Origin of the sequence: Streptomyces sp. NPDC020983, from assembly GCF_044333485.1 — a bacterium.
In the GTDB taxonomy this organism is placed as follows: Bacteria; Actinomycetota; Actinomycetes; order Streptomycetales; family Streptomycetaceae; genus Actinacidiphila.
This window is the reverse complement of sequence record NZ_JBIRRA010000004.1, coordinates 410,223-429,833: the sequence shown is the minus strand read 5'-3', so window position 1 is coordinate 429,833 and position 19,611 is coordinate 410,223. Positions and strand designations below refer to the sequence as shown.

Annotated in this window: 16 protein-coding genes; 5 read left to right on the top strand and 11 right to left on the bottom strand. The window is 72.9% G+C overall.

The annotated features are described in order from the left end of the window. Window positions 1-26: 26 nt before the first annotated feature. The 3 genes from ACH4SE_RS10895 to ACH4SE_RS10885 all read right to left on the bottom strand — a co-directional run bounded on the left by ACH4SE_RS10895 (window position 27) and on the right by ACH4SE_RS10885 (window position 5,190). A complete protein-coding gene (locus tag ACH4SE_RS10895; protein WP_398542996.1) occupies window positions 27-2,423 on the bottom strand; it encodes an ATP-binding cassette domain-containing protein in 2,397 nt (798 codons plus the stop codon). Window positions 2,424-2,595: 172 nt separating this feature from the next. Beyond that, window positions 2,596-3,429 carry a transglycosylase SLT domain-containing protein gene (locus ACH4SE_RS10890; RefSeq protein ID WP_398542995.1) on the bottom strand — a complete coding sequence of 278 codons (834 nt, stop codon included), beginning with the start codon at window positions 3,427-3,429 and terminating at the stop codon, window positions 2,596-2,598. A 324-nt stretch (window positions 3,430-3,753) separates the two neighbouring features. After that, complete coding sequence (locus ACH4SE_RS10885) at window positions 3,754-5,190, bottom strand: MFS transporter (RefSeq protein WP_398542994.1); 1,437 nt, start codon at window positions 5,188-5,190, stop codon at window positions 3,754-3,756. Between the two features lie 274 nt (window positions 5,191-5,464). On the opposite strand from ACH4SE_RS10885, the gene ACH4SE_RS10880 reads away from it, so the two are divergent. Continuing rightward, complete coding sequence (locus ACH4SE_RS10880) at window positions 5,465-6,469, top strand: Lrp/AsnC family transcriptional regulator (protein ID WP_398542993.1); 1,005 nt, start codon at window positions 5,465-5,467, stop codon at window positions 6,467-6,469. 118 nt (window positions 6,470-6,587) lie between these two features. On the opposite strand, the gene era is transcribed toward ACH4SE_RS10880, so the two are convergent. Continuing rightward, on the bottom strand, window positions 6,588-7,538 hold the full coding sequence (gene era, locus ACH4SE_RS10875; protein ID WP_398542992.1) for a GTPase Era: 951 nt from the start codon (window positions 7,536-7,538) through the stop codon (window positions 6,588-6,590). Window positions 7,539-7,714: 176 nt separating this feature from the next. Here era and ACH4SE_RS10870 point away from each other — a divergent pair, with 176 nt between their 5' ends. Continuing rightward, window positions 7,715-9,061: an ammonium transporter gene (locus ACH4SE_RS10870; protein ID WP_398542991.1), complete on the top strand. Its 1,347-nt coding sequence runs from the start codon at window positions 7,715-7,717 to the stop codon at window positions 9,059-9,061. After that, window positions 9,058-9,396 (top strand): P-II family nitrogen regulator, encoded by a 339-nt coding sequence (locus tag ACH4SE_RS10865; RefSeq protein ID WP_398542990.1) that lies wholly within the window; start codon window positions 9,058-9,060, stop codon window positions 9,394-9,396. The genes ACH4SE_RS10870 and ACH4SE_RS10865 overlap by 4 nt, the downstream gene beginning before the upstream one ends. An 84-nt stretch (window positions 9,397-9,480) precedes the next feature. Here the strand turns inward: ACH4SE_RS10865 and ACH4SE_RS10860 are convergent, their stop codons facing one another. Continuing rightward, a complete protein-coding gene (locus ACH4SE_RS10860; RefSeq protein ID WP_398542989.1) occupies window positions 9,481-9,858 on the bottom strand; it encodes a cytidine deaminase in 378 nt (125 codons plus the stop codon). A 127-nt stretch (window positions 9,859-9,985) separates the two neighbouring features. Here ACH4SE_RS10860 and ACH4SE_RS10855 point away from each other — a divergent pair, with 127 nt between their 5' ends. Continuing rightward, the gene (locus tag ACH4SE_RS10855) at window positions 9,986-10,180 is read left to right on the top strand and encodes a hypothetical protein (protein ID WP_398542988.1); all 195 of its coding nucleotides are present in this window, start codon (window positions 9,986-9,988) and stop codon (window positions 10,178-10,180) included. Between the two features lie 19 nt (window positions 10,181-10,199). On the opposite strand, the gene ACH4SE_RS10850 is transcribed toward ACH4SE_RS10855, so the two are convergent. The 6 genes from ACH4SE_RS10850 to ACH4SE_RS10825 all read right to left on the bottom strand — a co-directional run bounded on the left by ACH4SE_RS10850 (window position 10,200) and on the right by ACH4SE_RS10825 (window position 18,222). Beyond that, entirely contained in the window at window positions 10,200-11,165 is a 966-nt protein-coding gene (locus ACH4SE_RS10850; protein WP_398542987.1) for a phosphotransferase, read from the bottom strand. A 50-nt stretch (window positions 11,166-11,215) separates the two neighbouring features. Next, window positions 11,216-13,897, bottom strand: coding sequence for an ATP/GTP-binding protein (locus ACH4SE_RS10845; protein WP_398542986.1), 2,682 nt, complete (start codon window positions 13,895-13,897; stop codon window positions 11,216-11,218). Between the two features lie 107 nt (window positions 13,898-14,004). Further along, window positions 14,005-15,345, bottom strand: coding sequence for a hemolysin family protein (locus ACH4SE_RS10840; RefSeq protein ID WP_398542985.1), 1,341 nt, complete (start codon window positions 15,343-15,345; stop codon window positions 14,005-14,007). A 33-nt stretch (window positions 15,346-15,378) separates the two neighbouring features. Further along, complete coding sequence (gene ybeY, locus ACH4SE_RS10835; protein WP_398542984.1) at window positions 15,379-15,873, bottom strand: rRNA maturation RNase YbeY; 495 nt, start codon at window positions 15,871-15,873, stop codon at window positions 15,379-15,381. 15 nt (window positions 15,874-15,888) lie between these two features. Continuing rightward, the gene (locus ACH4SE_RS10830) at window positions 15,889-16,965 is read right to left on the bottom strand and encodes a PhoH family protein (RefSeq protein ID WP_398542983.1); all 1,077 of its coding nucleotides are present in this window, start codon (window positions 16,963-16,965) and stop codon (window positions 15,889-15,891) included. 135 nt (window positions 16,966-17,100) lie between these two features. Beyond that, window positions 17,101-18,222 (bottom strand): PfkB family carbohydrate kinase, encoded by a 1,122-nt coding sequence (locus ACH4SE_RS10825; RefSeq protein ID WP_398542982.1) that lies wholly within the window; start codon window positions 18,220-18,222, stop codon window positions 17,101-17,103. 58 nt (window positions 18,223-18,280) lie between these two features. On the opposite strand from ACH4SE_RS10825, the gene ACH4SE_RS10820 reads away from it, so the two are divergent. Then, window positions 18,281-19,582, top strand: a complete 1,302-nt coding sequence (locus tag ACH4SE_RS10820) for a 6-phospho-beta-glucosidase (protein WP_398542981.1) — start codon at window positions 18,281-18,283, stop codon at window positions 19,580-19,582. The last annotated feature ends 29 nt before the right edge of the window (window positions 19,583-19,611 follow it).

The window sequence follows — 19,611 nt, the reverse complement described above, 5'->3', positions numbered from 1 at the left end:
GGCGGGGCCCCGCTGCCGTCGCGGGCTCAGGCGCCCACGTAGGCGGCGAGGTGCTCGCCGGTCAGGGTGGGGCGGGTGGCGACGAGATCGGCGGGGGTGCCCTCGAAGACGACGCGGCCGCCGTCGTGGCCGGCCCCGGGGCCCAGGTCGATGATCCAGTCGGCGTGGGCCATCACGGCCTGGTGGTGCTCGACGACGATGACGGACTTGCCGGCGTCCACCAGGCGGTCCAGGAGCGCGAGGAGCTGGGCGACGTCGGCGAGGTGGAGGCCCGTCGTGGGCTCGTCCAGGACGTAGACACCGCCCTTCTCCCCCATGTGGGTGGCCAGCTTGAGACGCTGGCGCTCGCCGCCGGAGAGCGTCGTGAGGGGCTGGCCGATGGTGAGGTAGCCGAGGCCGACGTCCGCCAGGCGGGTCAGGACCGCGTGGGCGGCGGGCGTGCGGGCCTCGCCGTCCGCGAAGAACTCGGCGGCCTCGGCGACGGACATCGCCAGCACCTCGCTGATGTCGCGCCCTCCGAAGGTGTACTCCAGCACCTCCGGGGAGAAGCGCTTGCCCTCGCAGTCCTCGCAAGGTGTCGCGACGCCCGCCATCATCGCGAGGTCGGTGTAGACGACGCCCGCCCCGTTGCAGGCCGGGCAGGCGCCTTCGGAATTGGCGCTGAAGAGCGCGGGCTTGACGCCGTTCGCCTTCGCGAAGGCCTTGCGGATCGGGTCCAGCAGCCCGGTGTAGGTCGCCGGGTTGCTGCGCCGCGAGCCGCGGATCGGGCTCTGGTCGATCGACACGACACCCGCCTCCGCCGCCTGCGCGCTCCCCATGAGCGAGCCGTGCACGAGCGAGCTCTTGCCGGAGCCCGCCACGCCCGTCACGACGCACAGCACGCCGAGCGGGATGTCGACGTCCACGTCCCGGAGGTTGTTCGCCTTCGCGCCGCGCACCGCGAGGGTGCCCGCCGGCTTGCGGACCTCCTCCTTGAGCGCCGCGCGGTCGTCGAGGTGGCGACCGGTGGTCGTGCCGCTGGCACGCAGGCCCTCGACCGTGCCCTCGTAGGTGACCGTGCCGCCCGCGGAGCCCGCGCCCGGGCCCAGGTCCACGACGTGGTCGGCGATCGCGATCGTCTCCGGCTTGTGCTCGACGACCAGCACCGTGTTGCCCTTGTCGCGCAGCCGCAGCAGCAGGTCGTTCATCCGCTGGATGTCGTGCGGGTGCAGGCCCACCGTGGGCTCGTCGAAGACGTAGGTGACGTCGGTCAGCGCCGAGCCGAGCTGCCGGATCATCTTCACGCGCTGCGACTCGCCGCCCGACAGGGTGCCCGCGGGCCGGTCGAGCGCGAGGTAGCCGAGACCGATCTCGGTGAAGGAGTCCAGCGTGGCCGTCAGCGCCGCCAGCAGCGGGGCGACGGACGGCTCGTCGAGGCCGCGCACCCACTCCGCGAGGTCGCTGATCTGCATCGCGCACGCGTCCGCGATGCTCACCCCGCCGATCTTCGACGCCCGCGCGCCCTCCGCCAGCCGGGTGCCGTCGCACTCGGGGCAGGTGGTGAAGGTGACCGCGCGCTCCACGAAGGCCCGGATGTGCGGCTGGAGGGACTCCTTGTCCTTCGACAGCATCGACTTCTGGATCTTCGGGACGAGCCCCTCGTAGGTGAGGTTGACGCCCTCGACCTTGACCTTCGTCGGCTCCTTGTAGAGGAAGTCCTGCATCTCCCGCGCGGTGAAGTCGCGGATCGGCTTGTGCGGGTCCAGCAGGCCGGACTCGGCGTAGACCCGCACCGTCCAGAAGCTGTCGGACTTCCAGCCGGGGATCGTGAACGCGCCTTCGGCGAGCGACTTCGAGTCGTCGTAGAGCTGGGTCAGGTCGATGTCGGAGACGGTGCCGCGGCCCTCGCAGCGGGTGCACATGCCGCCGGTGCGGTTGAAGGTGGCCTTCACGGCCTTCTTCGCGCCGCGCTCCACGGTGATCGCGCCGGCCGCGTGGACGGAGGGCACGTTGAAGGCGTACGCGCTGGGCGGGCCGATGTGCGGGGAGCCGAGGCGGCTGAAGAGGATGCGCAGCATGGCGTTGGCGTCGGTGGCCGTGCCGACGGTGGAGCGCGGGTCGGCGCCCATGCGCTGCTGGTCGACACTGATCACGGTCGTCAGGCCCTCCAGCACGTCCACGTCGGGGCGGGAGAGCGTCGGCATGAAGCCCTGCACGAAGGCGCTGTAGGTCTCGTTGATGAGCCGCTGCGACTCGGCGGCGACCGTGTTGAAGACCAGCGAGCTCTTCCCGGAGCCGGACACGCCGGTGAAGGCCGTCAGCCGGCGCTTGGGGATCTCCACGTGGACGTCCTTGAGGTTGTTCACGCGGGCGCCGTGCACCCGGATCACGTCATGGCTGTCCGGCCCGGTCCCCGCGCCCGTCCCTGCGTCCGTCCCCGTCATCCTGCTCTCCCTCGTCGGTGCCGCTGTGCTGCCCGACACCGTAACGGGGCAATGGCGCGGCACGCTTCTCCGTTCCTGACCTTCCGGCCGCAGCGCGGGCGGGCACGCCGAAGGGCGGCGGGGCCGGTGAGGCCCCGCCGCCCTTCGTCTGCCGCTTTCCGGCGGTGACGGATCAGTACGCGGAATTCACGTTGTCCATCGTGCCGTAGCGGTCGGCCGCGTAGTTGCAGGCCGCGGTGATGTTGGCGACCGGGTCGTAGATGTTGTGCGAGGTGCCGGCCACGTGGAAACGGTCGAAGGTCGGGTCGATCACCTGGAGCAGACCCTTCGAGGGAATGCCGTTGCGGGCGTTGATGTCCCACAGGTTGATCGCCTTCGGGTCACCGCTCGACTCGCGGATGATGTTGCGGTGGATTCCCTCGTACGTACCGGGGATCCCCTTCTTGTGCATGATGTCGAGCGATTCGCGGATCCAGCCGTCCAGGTTGTTCGCGTACTTCTTGGCGGCCGGCTTGGACGCCGTGGTGTGCCGGGGCGCGGTCGTGTGCTTCTTCGGGGTGGCCGCGGCCTTCTTCGGCGCGGCCGCGGTGGTGCTCTTGTGCACGGCGTCGGCACGCTGGTGCGAGCGGTTCGCGGCGGCCCCGGCCTTCGCGCGCTCGTTCGCCTCGACAGCGGCCTTCTTCGTGGCGGCCGCGTCCGCGGCCTCCTTCTTCGCCTTCTCGGCCTGGGCGGTCTTCTGCTGCGCGGAGCCGCTGATCGCCTTCTGCGACGCCATACCGGTCTGCGCACCCAGTTCCTTGGTGGGCGTACCGGTGGAGACGGAGAACCCGGTCGGGTCGCCCGCCGCGGTCGCCGAACCGGCTCCGGCGGTCGCTTCCAGCCCGGTGACGGTCAGCACGACCGCTGCGGCGGCGACTGCGCCGGCGGCGGTGATCTTGTGCTTCTTCGACATCTGGTTGAACTTCGCGAACGTCGGGAGCTTCTTCGGGATCGTGGGGAGCTGCATGGAGAAATTACCTCTTCCGTAGCGGGACTCCTGAATTGTTAGGGCCCGGCGATACGCGGGTCAACGACCCCCGCTACGGCATGCTTTCGTAGTGCGATTGCGCGGCCCCGGATATCCCCGTGACACGGCGGCCGGAGTTCACTAAGCGGCTTAGTATGTGACCCACGCCCTATCGAGGGCATCACAAAGGGGCGCCCCCGCTCTCACCGGGAGTGAGAACGGGGGCGCCCGCCGTGAACGAAAAGGAGCCGTTTTTGTGACCGCGGTCACGCGGAAATCAGGACGGATGGGAAAAGGCGCCGGATTCCGCGCGCGGCCCCTTCCTCACCGGCCCGCGGGCTCGGGCTCCGGGGCACCGGAGGGTGCGGCCGCCGCCCTGCCACCGGAACGCGAGGGGCGGACCAGCGCCAGCACCAGCAGGCCGCCGAGCAGGGCCGCGACCGCCGCCCACACCGAGATACGGTCCAGGGCCGCCGCGTAGGCCGCGTGCGTGGAGCCGCCGTCGCCGGTGACGTGCCGCAGCCGGGCGGTGAAGACCGCGCCGAGGACGGCCACACCCAGCGTCATGCCCAGCTGACGCGCGGTGTTCAGCGCGCCGCCCGCCATGCCCGCGCGGTGCGGCGGCACCGCGTCCACCGCGGCCGCGGCCAGCACCGGCGTGGTCAGGCCGACGCCCACCCCGGTCACCGCGAAGCCGGCGGCCAGCGACGCGGCGCCCGACGAGGTGTGCACGGTCAGCGCGAGCAGGCCGCAGCCCACCCCGATGATCATCAGGCCCGCCCCGATCGGCAGCCGCGCCGGGAAGCGGTGCATCACGCGCCCGGCGAGCGCCGCGACCACGAAGGCCGTGGCCGCCATCGGCATCATGGCCAGGCCGCCGCGGATCGGGCTGAGGCCCAGCACGTTCTGCAGCCACAGGGAGAAGTAGACGAAGCCGCTGAAGGCCGCCGCCTGGTAGAGCAGGCCGCCCGCGAGCAGGCCGCTGAAGCCGGGGCGGCGCAGCAGCGCCAGGTCGATCATCGGATGGGCCGAGCGCGCCTCGATCACCACGAAGCCGACCGCGGCGGCCGCGCCCACGGCGAAGGCAGCGAGGGTCAGCCCGTCCGTCCAGCCCGCGTCGCCGCCGCGGATCAGCGCGTAGGTGACCGCGGCCACGCACAGCGTGAAGGCCGCGGCTCCCGGGAGGTCCAGGCGGCCCGTGCCGTGCCCGCCGCGCTGGGGCAGCACACGCAGCGTGATGACGACGGCCACCGCCGCGACGGGCAGGTTGACCAGGAAGATCGCCTGCCAGCCGAAGCCCTGGGTGAGCAGCCCGCCCAGGATCGGCCCGGCCGCGGCGGCGGCGCCGTTGACCGCGCCCCACACGCCGAACGCCACCCCGCGGTCGCGCCCCTGGTAGCTGGAGGCGACCAGGGCGGCGGAGGTGGCGAACATCGCCGCCCCGCCGACGCCCTGCACGCCCCGCGCGGTGATCAGCGCGGCGGCGTTCGGCGACAGGGCCGCGCCCAGGGAGGCCACGGCGAAGAGGACGAGCCCGGCCGCGTACAGCCGCCGGTGCCCGAAGAGGTCGCCCATCGAGCCGGCCACCAGCAGCAGCGCGGCCAGGGCGAGGGCGTAGACGTCCACCACCCACTGGAGGGAGGAGAAGGGTGCATCGAGATCGGACGCCATCCGCGGCAGCGCGACGTTCACGATCGTGACGTCGACCAGCAGGATGAAGGCGCCCAGGCAGATCGCCACGAGGGGCAGCCACTTGCGCATGGGACGGGCTCCGTTTTCGGCTCGGGTCGGTGCGGGTCAGGCTCGGGGCGGGTGCGGGTCGGGGTGCGGGCCGGGTCGTGGGCCGCTGGTGCGTGTGGCGCCGGCGGTCCGGTGCTCCGGTACCGGGCCGCACGCCCGGACAGCCGGACGGCCGTTCCGCGGCGGTCGCCCGGCTGCTCCCGCTCTCCGGCTGTCCCAGCGTGCGGCCCGGGGGCGGGAATCCTCGGCCGATCCGCCCTGCACGGCGTAATCCGACACGCAGTACGCTGCCCGCGTGGAATCCGACACGACGTGGGCCCCCCTGCGCGTATTCGACCCGCTCGACCAGCGGATCGTCCAGGCCCTGCAACTCGACGGACGCGCGCCCTACCGGCGCATCGGCGAGGTGCTCGGGGTCTCCGACCAGACCGTGGCCCGCCGCCACGCCCGCCTCCGGGAGACGGCGGGACTGCGCGTGCTCGGCCTGGCCGAACCGCTGCGGATGGGGCTGACGCCCTGGTTCGTCCGGGTGCGCTGCGCGCCGGACGCGGCCCAGCAGGTCGGCGAGGCGCTGGCCCGGCGTACGGACACCCGCTGGGTCAGCCTGCTCTCCGGCGGCACCGAGATCGGCTGCATGACCCATGTCGCGGACCCCGCCCAGGACCCGCACGCCCTGCTCCTCCAGAAGCTGCCGCGCACCCCGCGCGTGGTCCAGGTCACCGCGCACGCCCTGCTGCACGTCTTCTTCGGGGGCGACCTCAGCCCCTACGGCAGGCTCGGACCGCTCACCCCCGGCCAGGTGGCCGCCCTGCGCCCGCCCGCCGTGGCGGAGAGCGCCGAGCCGCCGCTCCTCGACGACGGCGACCGGCGGCTGCTGGAGCTCCTGGCACGCGACGGCCGCACCCCCGCGGCGGAACTGGCGGCCGCCACCGGCTGGTCGCCCACCACGGTCCGCCGCCGCATGGCCGAACTGCGCGCGTCCGGCGTCCTCTACTTCGACCTCGACTTCGGCCCGGGCCTGCATCCGAACGTGCTGTGGACGTCCCTGTGGCTGGAGGTCGAACCGGCGCACCTCGCGGAGGTGGGCGCGACGATCGCCGGGCACGCGGAGGTGGCGTTCGCCGCGGCGACGACGGGCACGGCGAACATCTACGCCTGCCTGCTGTGCCGGGACGCGCCGTCCCTCTACCGCTACCTCACCGGTCCGGTGGCCGCGCTACCCGGCGTCCGCCGGACGGAGACGGCGCCCATCCACCGCACCCTGAAGGGCGCGGGGCCCTTCCTCCTGCCCGGGCGGTGAGCCCGCCGGGCGGGCGCACCGGGGGCGCGGCGAAAGCGGCACCGGGCCTCCCCCGGGAGCCCGCCGGGCGGGCGCACCGGGGGCGCGGCGAAAGCGGCACGGGGCCTCCCCCGCCGCCTCAGAAGCCGAGGCGGCGCAGCTGCTTCGGATCGCGCTGCCAGTCCTTGGCGACCTTCACGTGGAGGTCGAGGAAGACCGGCGTGCCGAGCAGGGCCTCGATCTGGTGGCGGGACTTCATGCCCACCTCCTTCAGCCGGGCGCCCTTGGGGCCGATGATGATGCCCTTCTGGGAGGGCCGCTCGATGTAGACGTTGGCGTGGATGTCGACGAGGGGGCGGTCGGCGGGGCGGCCCTCGCGGGGGGCCATCTCCTCCACGACGACGGCGATGGAGTGCGGCAGCTCGTCCCGTACGCCCTCCAGCGCGGCCTCGCGGATCAGCTCGGCGACCATGATCTGCTCGGGTTCGTCGGTGAGGTCGCCCTCCGGGTAGAGGGCCGGGCCCTCGGGGAGCAGCGGGACGAGCAGGTCCGCGAGCAGGCCGACCTGCTCGCCGGAGACCGCCGAGACGGGCACGATCTCCGCCCACTCGACGCCCAGCTCGCGGCCGAGCCTGTCCACCGCCAGCAACTGGCCGGCGAGGGCCTCGGGGTCCACCAGGTCGGTCTTGGTGACCACCGCGACCTTCGGCGTCTTGCGGATCTCGGCCAGCTCGCGCGCGATGTACGTGTCGCCGGGCCCGAGCTTCTGGTCCGCGGGCAGACAGAAGCCGATGACGTCCACCTCGGCCCAGGTGCTGCGGACGACGTCGTTGAGGCGCTCGCCGAGCAGCGTGCGGGGCTTGTGCAGGCCGGGGGTGTCGACCAGCACGAGCTGGGCCTCGGGCCGGTGGACGATGCCGCGCACGGTGTGCCGGGTGGTCTGCGGCCGGTTGGAGGTGATCGCCACCTTCTGGCCGACCAGAGCGTTCGTGAGGGTGGACTTACCGGCGTTGGGGCGGCCCACGAAGCAGGCGAAGCCGGACCGGTGGGCGGGGCCGGTGGCGGGGGTGCGAGCGCTCATGGCCCTCATTCTCCCCGATGGCGGAGCCGCCCGCGGACGGGCGCGGGCCGCAGCGGCAGGCCCACGCACCGTGAGGACGGCGTAATGCCCACGCAACACGAAACACGGCGGAAACACCCGCGCCCACATCCGGAAACGCGCACCCGTGACGCTTCCTTGTACCCGCCCGTGGAAGGACCCCGCCCGTGCTGCTGCTGTCCTCCGGCCCCTCCGGCCAGACGGCCGTGAACGCCGCCGACACCGCGTGGCTGCTGGCCGCCACCGCCCTGGTGCTCCTCATGACACCCGGCCTCGCGCTCTTCTACGGCGGCATGGTCCGCAGCAAGAGCGTCCTCAACATGCTGATGATGAGCTTCGTGTCGATCGCGCTGGTCACGGTGGTGTGGCTGCTCGCCGGATACACGCTGGCCTTCGGGCACGACGCGGGCGGCCTCGGCCTCATCGGCGACCTGAGGCACCTGGGCATGCACGGCATCGGGCCGACCGCGATGCACGGGCACGTGCCGACGCTGCTCTTCGCGACCTTCCAGCTGACCTTCGCGGTCATCACGGCCGCGCTGATCAGCGGGGCCGTCGCCGACCGGGCGCGGTTCGGGGCATGGCTGGTCTTCGTCCCGGTGTGGACGCTGGCCGTATACGTGCCCGTGGCGCACTGGGTCTTCGCCGACGGCGGATGGGTCGTCGCGAAGCTGCACGCCCTCGACTACGCGGGCGGCACGGTCGTGGAGGTGTGCTCGGGCGCCTCCGGGCTCGCGCTGGCGATCGTGCTGGGGCCGCGGCTGGGCTTCCGCAAGGAGTCGATGCGGCCGCACAACCTGCCGCTGGTGCTGCTGGGCGCGGGCCTGCTGTGGTTCGGCTGGTTCGGCTTCAACGCCGGATCCGCGCTCGGCGCCAACGGCATGGCGGGCGCCGCCTTCCTCAACACCCAGGCCGCCGGCTGCACGGGCCTGCTGGGCTGGCTGGTGGTCGAGAAACGGCGCGACGGGCACGCCACGACGCTGGGCGCCGCCTCCGGCTCGGTCGCGGGCCTGGTGGCGATCACCCCCTCCTGCGGCAGCGTGGACGTCCCCGGCGCCGCACTCGTCGGCCTCGCCGCGGGCGTGCTGTGCTCCTACGCCGTGAGCTGGAAATTCCGCTGGGGCGTCGACGACTCGCTGGACGTCGTGGGCGTCCACCTGATGGGCGGCATCGTCGGCACCGCCCTGATCGGCCTGCTGGCCACCGAGTCCATGACGGGCGGCCCGGAGGGCCTCTTCTACGGCGGCGGCCTCGCGCAGCTGGGCCGCCAGCTCACGGCGATCGGCGCGGTCGGGGCGTACGCCTTCGCCGTCACGTACGCGATCGGCAAGGGCATCGACCGGCTGCTGGGCTTCCGGGCGAGCGAGGAGGACGAGAGGAGGGGCCTGGACCTCACCGTGCACGCCGAGACCGCCTACGATCACGGCGTACTCACGCACGGTACGTCGCACGGCGCAGCTGCCGCGCACGCCGCCGGCGCGCACCCCGCGCACGACAGGAGCCCCTTGCGATGAAGCTGGTCACGGCCGTCATCAAGCCCTACAAGCTGGACGACGTGAAGACCGCCCTGCAGGAGATGGGCGTACAGGGCATGACCGTGACCGAGGCCAGCGGCTATGGCAGGCAGCGCGGCCACACCGAGGTCTACCGGGGTGCCGAGTACCGCGTCGATCTGGTGCCGAAGGCCCGTATCGAGGTGCTGGTCGAGGACGCGGAGGCGGACGCGGTGATCGCGGCCGTGGTCGCCGCGGCCCGCACGGGCAAGATCGGCGACGGCAAGGTGTGGTCGGTGCCCGTCGAGACGGCCGTCCGCGTCAGGACCGGCGAATTCGGCCCCGACGCCCTCTGAGCCCACCGGACGGGCCGTCGCGCCCCGCGCCCCCGGGCCGGAACCCGGACGCCGCCGCGTTCGGCCGGCGCGCCCGCCGCCCGCTCAGCCCGCCGTGACCGTGGTGCGTATCGCGCCGTCCGGGCCCGCCACGATCACCGGGACGGCGGCGCCGCCCAGGTCGCGTACGGCGGCGCGGTCGGCGTCGGCGGCGGCCGCCGCCTCCGTCACCACCGCGGCCGCCTCCAGCGACTTCGCGCCGCTCGCGACGGCCATCGCCACCGCCGTCTGGAGCGCGCTCAGCCGCAGCGACTCCAGCGCGACGGTGCCCGCCACATACGTGCGCCCCGTCTCGTCACGCACCGCGGCGCCCTCGGCCACCCCGTTGCGCGCCCGGGCCGAGCGGGCGAGGGTGACGAGCTTGCGGTCTTCCGGGTCCGACAGCTCGGCTGCCTGCTGCTGATCGCTCATACGCGCGATCATAGGGCGTTCCGCGCATCCCGCATTCCTCCCCTGTGGATTGCGCCGAGTCACCGGACATGCACGCCCGGCGACCCGCGTCCAGCCTGGCAAGGGCAGATCCGCCATGAGTTTGTCCGGGGTGATCCGCATGCTCCTGCACATGCCCGTCGTCCTCGCGCTCGCCGTCGCCACGGTCTTCCTCACCCGCAAGAGCGCGCTCAAGTCCACCCACGCCCTCGCCTGCGGCGCCCTCGGCTTCTCCCTGGCCGGCACCGCCCTCGCGGGCTCGATCCACGACGCGAGCGCCAACCTGCTGGGCATGCTCGGCACCGTCGCCCTCTGAGGCCGGCTGGGCGCGCTGCTCACTCCTGCGCATCCAGCTGCCGCCGCGGCCGTTCCCGGACGCCCGCAGCCTGCGGAACGGACTGAACGAAGTCCACCATCCGCCGGTGGTACACCGCGCGCTCAGGGTCGGGAAAGCGCACGTTGTGGCGGTGGTAGCGGTGAAAGGCGATGATCACTGCCGCGTGGATGATCTCCACGGGCAGCTCACGCCGATCCTCGGCTGACAGCGGCCGTGCTCTTGTGTACCCCTCCACCAACAGCTCCAGGCGGTCCGGGGAAAGGCGCCCGGCCTCGTCCTGGCAGAGCCCCACCGCCGCCATGCCGAGATCGAGCAGCGGGTCGTCCAGAGAAGCCGTCTCCCAGTCGATGACGGACAGGCGTCGGCCGGGCCGCACAATGATGTTGTCCGCGAACAGGTCCCCGTGGATCGCTGTGGGCCTTCTCCGGTGATCCCTTTCATGGCGGTCGATCTCGGCCAGTTGCCCGTCCAGCCACGCAGCGAACTCCCGGTCGGGAAAACTCGCGGCGGCGGCTCGGTGCCCGGGCGAGAGGCGTCGCGTTCCCACGGGAAGGCCCAGGCTCTCCGGCGCAAACCCGTGCAGGGTGGCGAGGAGCTCACCGGCAGCCGGCAGCAGGGCGCTCGGCAGAGGGTCCATGACCTCGCCGGCGATCAGGTCCTTGAGGAGAAAGGGCCGATCCCCGACGACGGTCACGTCCTCGCCGTCCTGGTTGGCCACGACCTGCGCGGTGGGCAGCCCGAAGGCCGCCACTCCTCGAGTGACCGCTGCCAAGTGGCGTGCGCTGGCCTCATCGTGATTGTCCAGGGCGCTCAACACGTAGGCACGGCCGTTGTGCGGGGTGTCGACGCGGAAGCTGGAGTTCGCGGCACCGCCCTTCATGGGCCGTACGACCGGCTCCCGCAGTCCGTACCGCGCAGCAATGGCAGGCAGATCGAGGTCATCAAGAGCGGTGTAGGTGGCCACGAGTGCACCGTAGCGTCCCGCGGGAACGGCCGGGACGCGGTGCGGCGTATTCAGCGTCGGTCAAGTGCGGCCCGGCGGTCCGACACCACGGCGGCCCACCGGGCGGCTGTCGCGGCCGTCCCGTCGACCCAGCGCGCCCTGGGAAGGTCGGCCGGGAGTTCACTGGAGTCGAAGAAGTGGGTGATCTCCACGAGGTAGGCGAATTCCGCCCCGTTGACGCAGCTGCGGAGCCGCACGCGGGCGGCGTCCAGTGCGGGCCCGTCGGCCCGGACGGCGTGGTGGAAGCACACGGCCAGTCGGGCGTAGGCCACCGACGAGGTGAGGCCGCTGGCCCGGGCCTCGGCTTCGACCTCGGCCGCCCGTGCCGGTACGTGGGGATCAGCGCCCGCGTCCCTGAGCAAAGTGGCGTTCTCCGTCTGGATGTCGGCCCAGCGGATGTGGGCGCTCTGAAGCAGCTGCCTCGCGAGCTGGATCTGCTGGTCGGCACGCGCCCTGTCCTGGAAGGCGGAGGCGAAGGCGAGACAAGCCCGGCTCAGCGCTGCCTCGCCGTCGGCCGATTCGGCCTCCGCCTGGCGGCAGGCGTCGTCGTAGGCGGAGCAGGCCAGAGCGATGCTGCCCTGGGTCCACCACAGGTCGCCGAGGGTTCGGTGGCGGCGGCTGTCGGTGCCGAGTCTCTCGGCGGCGGACAGCACAGCGGGGAAGTCACCGATACGGCGGCCGAGGTGGACGAGTCCGCGGGCAGCGTCCGCGGCCAGCGGGCCGCCCCCCGCGACAACCCGCCGCATACCGGCGGCCGACTCACGAGGGCGGCCGAGGTCCCGCTGGCATTCGGCGAGATAGTAGCGGGCGAGATCCTGCGCGGGCTGCGGCAGAAGCCCGCCGTCGAGAACGGCGGTGAGCTCGTCGACGACCTCCTGCCGGTGGACGCGCTGCCGACGCGCAACCGCACTGAGAGTGGCTGCGAGCGCGGACGCCGGACCGGGCTCCGCACCCGGCGGGAGCTCCACGGGCTCCCAGACGGAATCGGCGACATAGCGGTACGCGGCGTCCACCAGCCAGCCGAGTTCGAGCCCGTGGTCCCTGGCGAGCCGCAGCCCCTGGTTGAGGCACGCCAGCATTCGTGCCCGGTCCTCGCCGCGGCGCGGGAGCTGCGCGCCCAACGCGTCGAACGCCCGTTGCGCCGCCCGGTTCCAGTCCGCCGGGGACCAGCGGTCGTCAGCAGTGGCATCGGCATCGCGGACTGCTTCACGGATCAGGCTGTGCAGGTGGTGGGGCCAGGGTGTCGCAGGGTCGGAATCGATGAACGGCCGCTCGACCAGTTGCAGTGCGGGTGCGTCCTGCGCCATGCCGGACGCGGTGGTCGCCAGGTCGACCGAGAACGAATCGAACAGGCTGACCGTACGCAGCACATGGCGTTCGGCGGCGGACAGATCACGGAAGGTGCGGGCGACCAGCGCGGGGAAGTCGTAGTGGAATTCGCCCGCCTCGGGCCGGTGGCCGGTGCGCTGATACAGATCGAGGTAGCGCATCACCGCCAGGTCGAGATAGAGGGGCAGCCCGTGGGAGCGGCGGACGATCTCGTGGCGGGTACCCTCGGCCATCAGCGGCTGCCCGTCGCGCGTGAGGCGCCTGCACAGGTAGCGCTCGCAGTCCTGGGCGGAGAGGTAGCCGACCCGGTGCTGGCGGGGCTCCGCGGTCGTCCCGGGAGCGAGCTGCGGCCAGGCGGACGGCCCGACCCAGTCGAGCTGGCCGTCGAGACGTTCGTCATCCCACTGGAGACGGTTGCGGCCCGTGACGACGAAGAGCGCGTTGGGCATCAGCCAGGCGACGCGCTGGATCAGTCCCTCCAGCTCACGGTGGCTGCGGTCCCCCACGTCCTCGAAGGTGTCGAGCATCACCACGGGGGTCCCCGACCTGTCGGCGGGAAGTTGGGCAAGATCCCATGCCAGCAGGTGGGCGTAGTACGAGAGCGTGTCCGGGTCGGCGTCGGCTTCCAGCAGATCCGCGAGCCGGGCGCAACCGGCCAGCGCCCGTACGTTCTGCCGGTGCTCCCTGAGCGATCCGATCACCGAACGCAGGCTCTGACCGACGAGTGCGCCGAGCGTGCCGGGGAGTGCGACGGCCTGCGCGACATCCCCCAGGACGGACTGGATCTGCTCGGGCAGGGACACGGCGGTGGCGAAGCGCCGCAGATAGCCGTGGCGGCGCAGATACGCCTCCAAGGGGTCGCCCGGGTGATTGACATCCCAGTAGCGCCGCAGCGCCAGGTCGAACGCGGGCATGGGGCACCCGAGCCGGCCGACCGTGAGCCGCAGCGCCAGCACCACGTCCTCGAAGTCGAGGCCGGACTGCCGGGAGAGGTCGATCCGCACGGGTAGTAAGCGCCCCACCCCGTCCGGAACCGGTGCCCACTGGGTGGTGCTCGGCCCGTCGGCGGACAGGTGATCTTCCAGACGCCGGGAAAAGGTGGACTTGCCGATGCCGCCGACACCGTAGAAGACGAGCACGTTGCGGCGCGGACTCTCGAAGTCCGCCACATCGAAGCCGGGCTGGCGGATCGCAGCAGCGTGCGAGGCCAGACTGCGCGCGACCGCGCCCCACTCGTCCACGCGGTCCGCGAAAACGTCCTCGGCGGTCAGGTCCGGGTGGTTGGAACGGAACAGCGAGCGAAGATCCGACCGGGGCACGGCGTTCCCTTCCGAGGAGCGGGGCAGCTGACCGTACACAGCCACGTACGGTCAGTTTACGAGACCGCTTCACCGGCCGGAACCGAGAAGGCCTTGCGGCGCGGGCGCACCAGGCCCTCCCGGCGACAGCCCGAACGCGGCAGGCACCCGGCTCACTCCCCCGCCGCGTCCTCCCCGGGGTCCGGTGGGGGTGGCTGCTCCGGTGTCAGGTCCTCCACCGTCAGGGGCTCCACCAGCACCGTGCCGATCCGGTTGCGGCGCCCGGCCTGCGTCTCCGCCGTCAGCCGCAGCGCGACCGCGGGGCGCTCGCCCGAGCCGTCCTCGGGGAGCGGGACGACGGCCGTGGCGCCCGGGATCGGGACGCGGCCGAGGGACTTGGCCAGCAGGCCGCCGACGGTCTCGACGTCGTCGTCGTCCAGAAGCACCCCGTACAGCTCGCCCAGGTCGCCGATGTCGAGCCGCGCGGTGACCCGGTGGCGGCCCTCCCCCAGCTCCTCGACCGGCGGGGTCTCCTGGTCGTACTCGTCGGTGATCTCGCCGACGATCTCCTCCAGGATGTCCTCGATCGTGACGATGCCCGCGGTGCCGCCGTACTCGTCGACGACGACGGCGACGTGGTTGCGGTCGCGCTGCATCTCGCGCAGCAGGTCACCGGCGTTCTTGGTGTCGGGCACGAAGGCCGCCGGGCGCAGCACGCTCGTGACCGGCTCGCTCTCCGCCTCGCGGTTGATGTGGGTGCGCCGGGCGAGGTCCTTGAGGTAGACGAAGCCGACGACGTCGTCCTCGCTCTCGCCCGTGACCGGGATACGGGAGAAGCCGCTGCGCAGCGCCAGCGTGGTGGCCTGCCGGATGGTCTTGAAGCGCTCGATCATCACCAGCTCGGGGCGCGGCACCATCACCTCGCGCACGATGGTGTCGCCCAGCTCGAAGACGGAGTGCACCATGCGGCGCTCGTCGTCCTCGATGAGCGACTCCGACTCGGCGAGGTCGACGAGCGCGCGCAGTTCCGCCTCGCTCGCGAACGGGCCGCGCCTGAAGCCCTTGCCGGGCGTCAGCGCGTTGCCGAGCAGGATCAGCAGCCCCGGCACCGGGCCCATCACCCGGGCCAGCGGCAGCAGTACGTACGAGGCGGCCGTCGCGGTGCTGACCGGGTGCTGGCGGCCGATGGTGCGCGGTGAGACGCCGACCGCGACGTACGACACCAGCACCATGACGCCGGTCGCGACGACCAGCACCTCCCACGTGCCGGTGAAGGCGCGGTAGCAGACGACCGTGATGAGCACGGCCGCGGCGGTCTCGCAGCCGACCCGCACCAGCAGCGCGACGTTGAGGTAGCGGGTCGGGTCGGAGGCCACCGCGAGCAGGTTGGCGGCGCCCCGGCGGCCGGAGCGCACCGCGTCCTCGGCACGGAAGCGGGAGATCCTGGCGAGCGCGGTCTCGGCGCAGGCCGCGAGCCAGGCGACGATGACGAGCAGGACGGCGGAGACGATCATGAGGCGTCCACGTGCGGTAGCCGTGCCCCCGCGTCAGTGGGTGGTGGGCGCCGGCGAGGGGCCCGTCATGCCGCGCTCGGCCCGCCAGCCGTCCAGGATCGCCTTCTGGAGACCGAACATCTCGGCCTTGTCCTCGGGCTCCTCGTGGTCGTAGCCGAGCAGGTGCAGCACGCCGTGCACGGTGAGCAGCTGGAGCTCCTCGTCCATGCTGTGCCCGGTCGGCGCCTCCTCGCCCTGCTTCTTGGCGACCTCCGGGCACAGCACGATGTCGCCGAGCAGCCCCTGCGCGGGCTCCTCGTCCTCCTTGCCGGGCCGCAGCTCGTCCATCGGGAAGGACATGACATCGGTGGGACCCGGCAGGTCCATCCACTGGACGTGCAGCTGCTCCATCGCGTCCGCGTCCACCAGGATCACCGACAGCTCCGACAGCGGGTGGATGCGCATCCGGTGCAGCGCGTAGCGGGCGGCGTCGAGCACCGCCTGCTCGTCGATCTCCCAGCCGGACTCGTTGTTGACGTCGATCGCCATGATGGTGTGATCCGGCTACTTTCTCTTGGGCCGTGCGCCGCGGCTGCCGCCGCCGGTGCCGTCCGCGGGGTCGGCCTCCGCGAGCGCGTTGTCGTACCGCTCGTACGCGTCCACGATGCGCCCGACGAGCTTGTGCCGCACCACGTCGGTGCTGCTCAGCCGCGCGAAGTGGACGTCGTCGACGTCCGCGAGGATGTCCTGCACCTGCCGCAGGCCGCTCTTGGTGCCGTTCGGCAGGTCGACCTGGGTGACGTCACCGGTGATGACGATCTTGGAGTCGAAGCCGAGGCGGGTCAGGAACATCTTCATCTGCTCGGCGCTGGTGTTCTGCGCCTCGTCCAGGATGATGAAGGCGTCGTTGAGCGTGCGGCCGCGCATGTACGCCAGCGGGGCGACCTCGATCGTGCCGGCCGCCATCAGGCGGGGGATCGAGTCGGGGTCCAGCATGTCGTGCAGGGCGTCGTAGAGCGGGCGCAGGTAGGGGTCGATCTTCTCGTAGAGGGTGCCGGGCAGGAAGCCCAGGCGCTCGCCGGCCTCGACCGCGGGGCGGGTCAGGATGATGCGGTTGACCTGCTTGGACTGGAGGGCCTGGACGGCCTTGGCCATCGCCAGGTACGTCTTGCCGGTGCCGGCCGGGCCGATGCCGAAGACGATGGTGTGCTTGTCGATCGCGTCCACGTAGCGCTTCTGGTTGAGCGTCTTGGGGCGGATCGTGCGGCCGCGGCTGGACAGGATGTTCTGCGTGAGCACCTGCGCCGGGGTCTCGGCGTCCTGGCCGGCGGCCGTGCCGTTCGCGCGGAGCATCGCGATGGAGCGCTCCACCGCGTCCTCGGTCATCGGCTGGCCGGTGCGCAGGACGAGCATCATCTCGTCGAACAGCCGCTGGACGAGGGCCACCTCGGCGGCCTCGCCGGTGGCGGTGATCTCGTTGCCCCGCACATGGATGTCGACAGCCGGGAACGCCCGCTCGATCACGCGGAGGAGAGCGTCGCCAGACCCCAGGACGGTCACCATGGGGTGCTTGGCCGGTACGACGAAGTGGGCGCGCGCCTGCTGCGGCTGCGGCTGCTGCTTTGTCGGTGTCTGAGTCATGGGCCGGCTCTAGGGCCTGCTCATCCCGCTTTCTGCTGGTCGAGGAGCCCGGTCGGGGCCTTGTATCCCAAGCCTACGACGTGGGGCGTCGGCCGCCGAGGGGATTTGCCGTTGTCCCCCGGCAGCCGGCGGGGCTCACGCCGGGCGGAAGCCGATCGTGGGCACCGCCCGGGGCAGCGGCCAGCGGCGCGGGGCGGGCGGGATCAGCGCGTCGAGGAAGGCGTAGCGGCGCAGGGCCTCGCCCGGGGTGGCCGGGTCGGCCTTCGCCCGTGTCCACCACGCGGCGACCTCCGTCCAGCCCGGTGCGGACAGCGAGCCGCCGAACTCCTGGACGGACAGCGCGGCGCACAGCGAGCCGAAGGCCAGCCGGTCGGTCAGCGGCCAGCCCGCGAGGCTGCCGGTGACGAAGGCGGCCACGAAGACGTCCCCGGCGCCGGTCGGATCCAGCGCGTCCACGATCAGCGCGGGCACCTCCGCGGTCTCCCCGCTGCCGGCGTCCACCGCGACGGCGCCCTCGGCACCGAGCGTGACGACGGCGAGCGGCACCAGCTCCGCGAGCCTGTACGCGGCCGCGCGCGGGCTCGCGGTGCGGGTGTAGCGCATGGCCTCCTCGGCGTTGGGCAGGAAGGCCGCGCAGTGCCGCAGCTCGGCCAGATCCGCCGGATCCCAGCGGCCCGTGTCGTCCCACCCGACGTCGGCGAAGACCTGCGTTCCGGACGCGGCCGCCCGGGCGACCCACTCGCGGTCCGGGTCGGGCGCGGGCTCCTCGTCGGAGGCCCGGTCGCGCTGCCCGAGCGAGGCGACGGCGGCCCGCGCGGGCGGCGGGCACGCGGGCACCGGCTCCTTCTCGGGCGGCGGCGCCCGGTGGCCGTGGCTGACCATGGTGCGCTCCCCCTCGTACGCCATCGACACCGTGACCGGCGAGTGCCAGCCGGGGATGCGGCGGGAGGGCCCGAGGTCGATGCCCTCGCCCTGCGACAGGCTCTCCCAGCAGTAGTCGCCGTACATGTCGTCCCCGAAGGCGGCGGCCAGCGTCGTGCGCAGGCCCAGCCGGGCCAGGGCCGTCGCCATGTTCGCCACGCCGCCGGGGCTGGAGCCCATGCCGCGGGCCCACGACTCCGTACCCCGTACGGGCGCGCTGTCCAGGCCGGTGAAGATGATGTCGAGGAAGACGGTGCCGGTGAGGTAGACATCGGTCGCCGGGTCCCCCGCGGCGCGCACCGCGCCGAGCGGATCGAGAACGGGCTGGTCGTACATGCAAGACACTGTGCCCGATGACACTGACAGTGACGAGCATCCAGGGAACGGAGTACGGGTGAAGCTCACGGTTCTGGGCGGTGGCGGATTCCGGGTGCCGCTCGTGCACCGGGCACTGGCGGCCGACGACCTGATCGACGAGGTCGTGCTGTACGACGAGGATCCGCTGCGGCTGCGGGCCGTCGCCGCGGTGATCGCCGGCTCGGGTGCGGGCGGCCCCGCGGTGCGGCTCGCGGACGGGCTCGACGACGCGGTGCGCGGCGCGGACTTCGTCTTCTCCGCGATCCGGGTGGGCGGCACCGCGGGCCGGGTGCGCGACGAGCGGCTGCCGCTCGCCGAGGGCGTCCTCGGCCAGGAGACGGTGGGCGCGGGCGGGGTCCTCTACGGGCTGCGGACGCTGCCGGTCGCGGTGCGGATCGCCGAGCGCGTACGGGCGCTGGCGCCGGACGCCCGCGTGATCAACTTCACCAACCCCGCGGGCATGGTGACCGAGGCGATGGCACGGGTGCTGGGCGACCGGGTCACCGGCATCTGCGACTCGCCCGTGGGCCTGGTGCGGCGGGCCGCCCGTGCGGCGGGCGCCGACCCCGACGCACCGGACTTCGGCTACGACTACGTGGGCCTCAACCACCTCGGCTGGCTGCGCCGCCTGACCTCCGGCGGCCGCGACCTGCTGCCGGGCCTGCTCGCCGACCCCGCGGCGCTCGGCGGTTTCGAGGAGGGGCGGCTCTTCGGCCCGGACTTCCTGGCCGCGCTGGGGGCACTGCCCAACGAGTACCTGCACTACTACTACTTCCGCCGCGAGACGCTCGCCGCCGTGCGGTCGGCCGGCGAGACCCGCGGGGAGTTCCTGGACCGGCAGCAGGGCGCGTTCTTCGCCGCGGCCGCCCGCGAGCCCGGCCGCGCGTACGAGCTGTGGGAAGCGACCCGGCGCGAGCGCGAGGAGACCTACGGGGCCGACTCCCGCGCGGCGAGCGGCGGTTGGCAGCGCGACGCGCACGACCTGGACGGCGGCGGCTACGACCGGGTCGCGCTCGCGCTCATGCGGGCCGTCGCGCGCGACGAGCGGACGGTGCTGATCCTCAACGTCCGCTCGGGCGGCGCGCTGCCCTTCCTGGACGCCGACGCCGTCGTGGAGGTGCCCTGCGCGGTGGACGCCGCCGGGGCCCGCCCGCTGCCCGTGGCGCCGCCGGACGAGCACCAGGCGGGCCTGATGCTGGCCGTCAAGGCCGTGGAGCGGGCGGCGATCGGGGCGGCGCTGGACGGCTCCCGCAGGGCCGCACTGCGCGCCCTGGCGCTGCACCCGCTGGTGGACTCCCCCGCGGCCGCCGCCCGCATCCTCGACGCGGCCGGGTACTGAGCCGCGCGACGGCACACGGCGGGCGCACG

Bases quoted from the DNA above. Each gene is read 5' to 3' on its own strand.
- ACH4SE_RS10890 (WP_398542995.1), bottom strand. From the start codon at position 3,429: ATGCAGCTCCCCACGATCCCGAAGAAGCTCCCGACGTTCGCGAAGTTC.
- ACH4SE_RS10860 (WP_398542989.1), bottom strand. From the start codon at position 9,858: ATGATCGCGCGTATGAGCGATCAGCAGCAGGCAGCCGAGCTGTCGGAC.
- ACH4SE_RS10840 (WP_398542985.1), bottom strand. From the start codon at position 15,345: ATGATCGTCTCCGCCGTCCTGCTCGTCATCGTCGCCTGGCTCGCGGCC.
- ybeY (WP_398542984.1), bottom strand. From the start codon at position 15,873: ATGGCGATCGACGTCAACAACGAGTCCGGCTGGGAGATCGACGAGCAG.
- ACH4SE_RS10895 (WP_398542996.1), bottom strand. From the start codon at position 2,423: ATGACGGGGACGGACGCAGGGACGGGCGCGGGGACCGGGCCGGACAGC.
- ACH4SE_RS10885 (WP_398542994.1), bottom strand. From the start codon at position 5,190: ATGCGCAAGTGGCTGCCCCTCGTGGCGATCTGCCTGGGCGCCTTCATC.
- ACH4SE_RS10830 (WP_398542983.1), bottom strand. From the start codon at position 16,965: ATGACTCAGACACCGACAAAGCAGCAGCCGCAGCCGCAGCAGGCGCGC.
- ACH4SE_RS10865 (WP_398542990.1), top strand. From the start codon at position 9,058: ATGAAGCTGGTCACGGCCGTCATCAAGCCCTACAAGCTGGACGACGTG.
- ACH4SE_RS10855 (WP_398542988.1), top strand. From the start codon at position 9,986: ATGCTCCTGCACATGCCCGTCGTCCTCGCGCTCGCCGTCGCCACGGTC.
- ACH4SE_RS10825 (WP_398542982.1), bottom strand. From the start codon at position 18,222: ATGTACGACCAGCCCGTTCTCGATCCGCTCGGCGCGGTGCGCGCCGCG.
- era (WP_398542992.1), bottom strand. From the start codon at position 7,538: ATGAGGGCCATGAGCGCTCGCACCCCCGCCACCGGCCCCGCCCACCGG.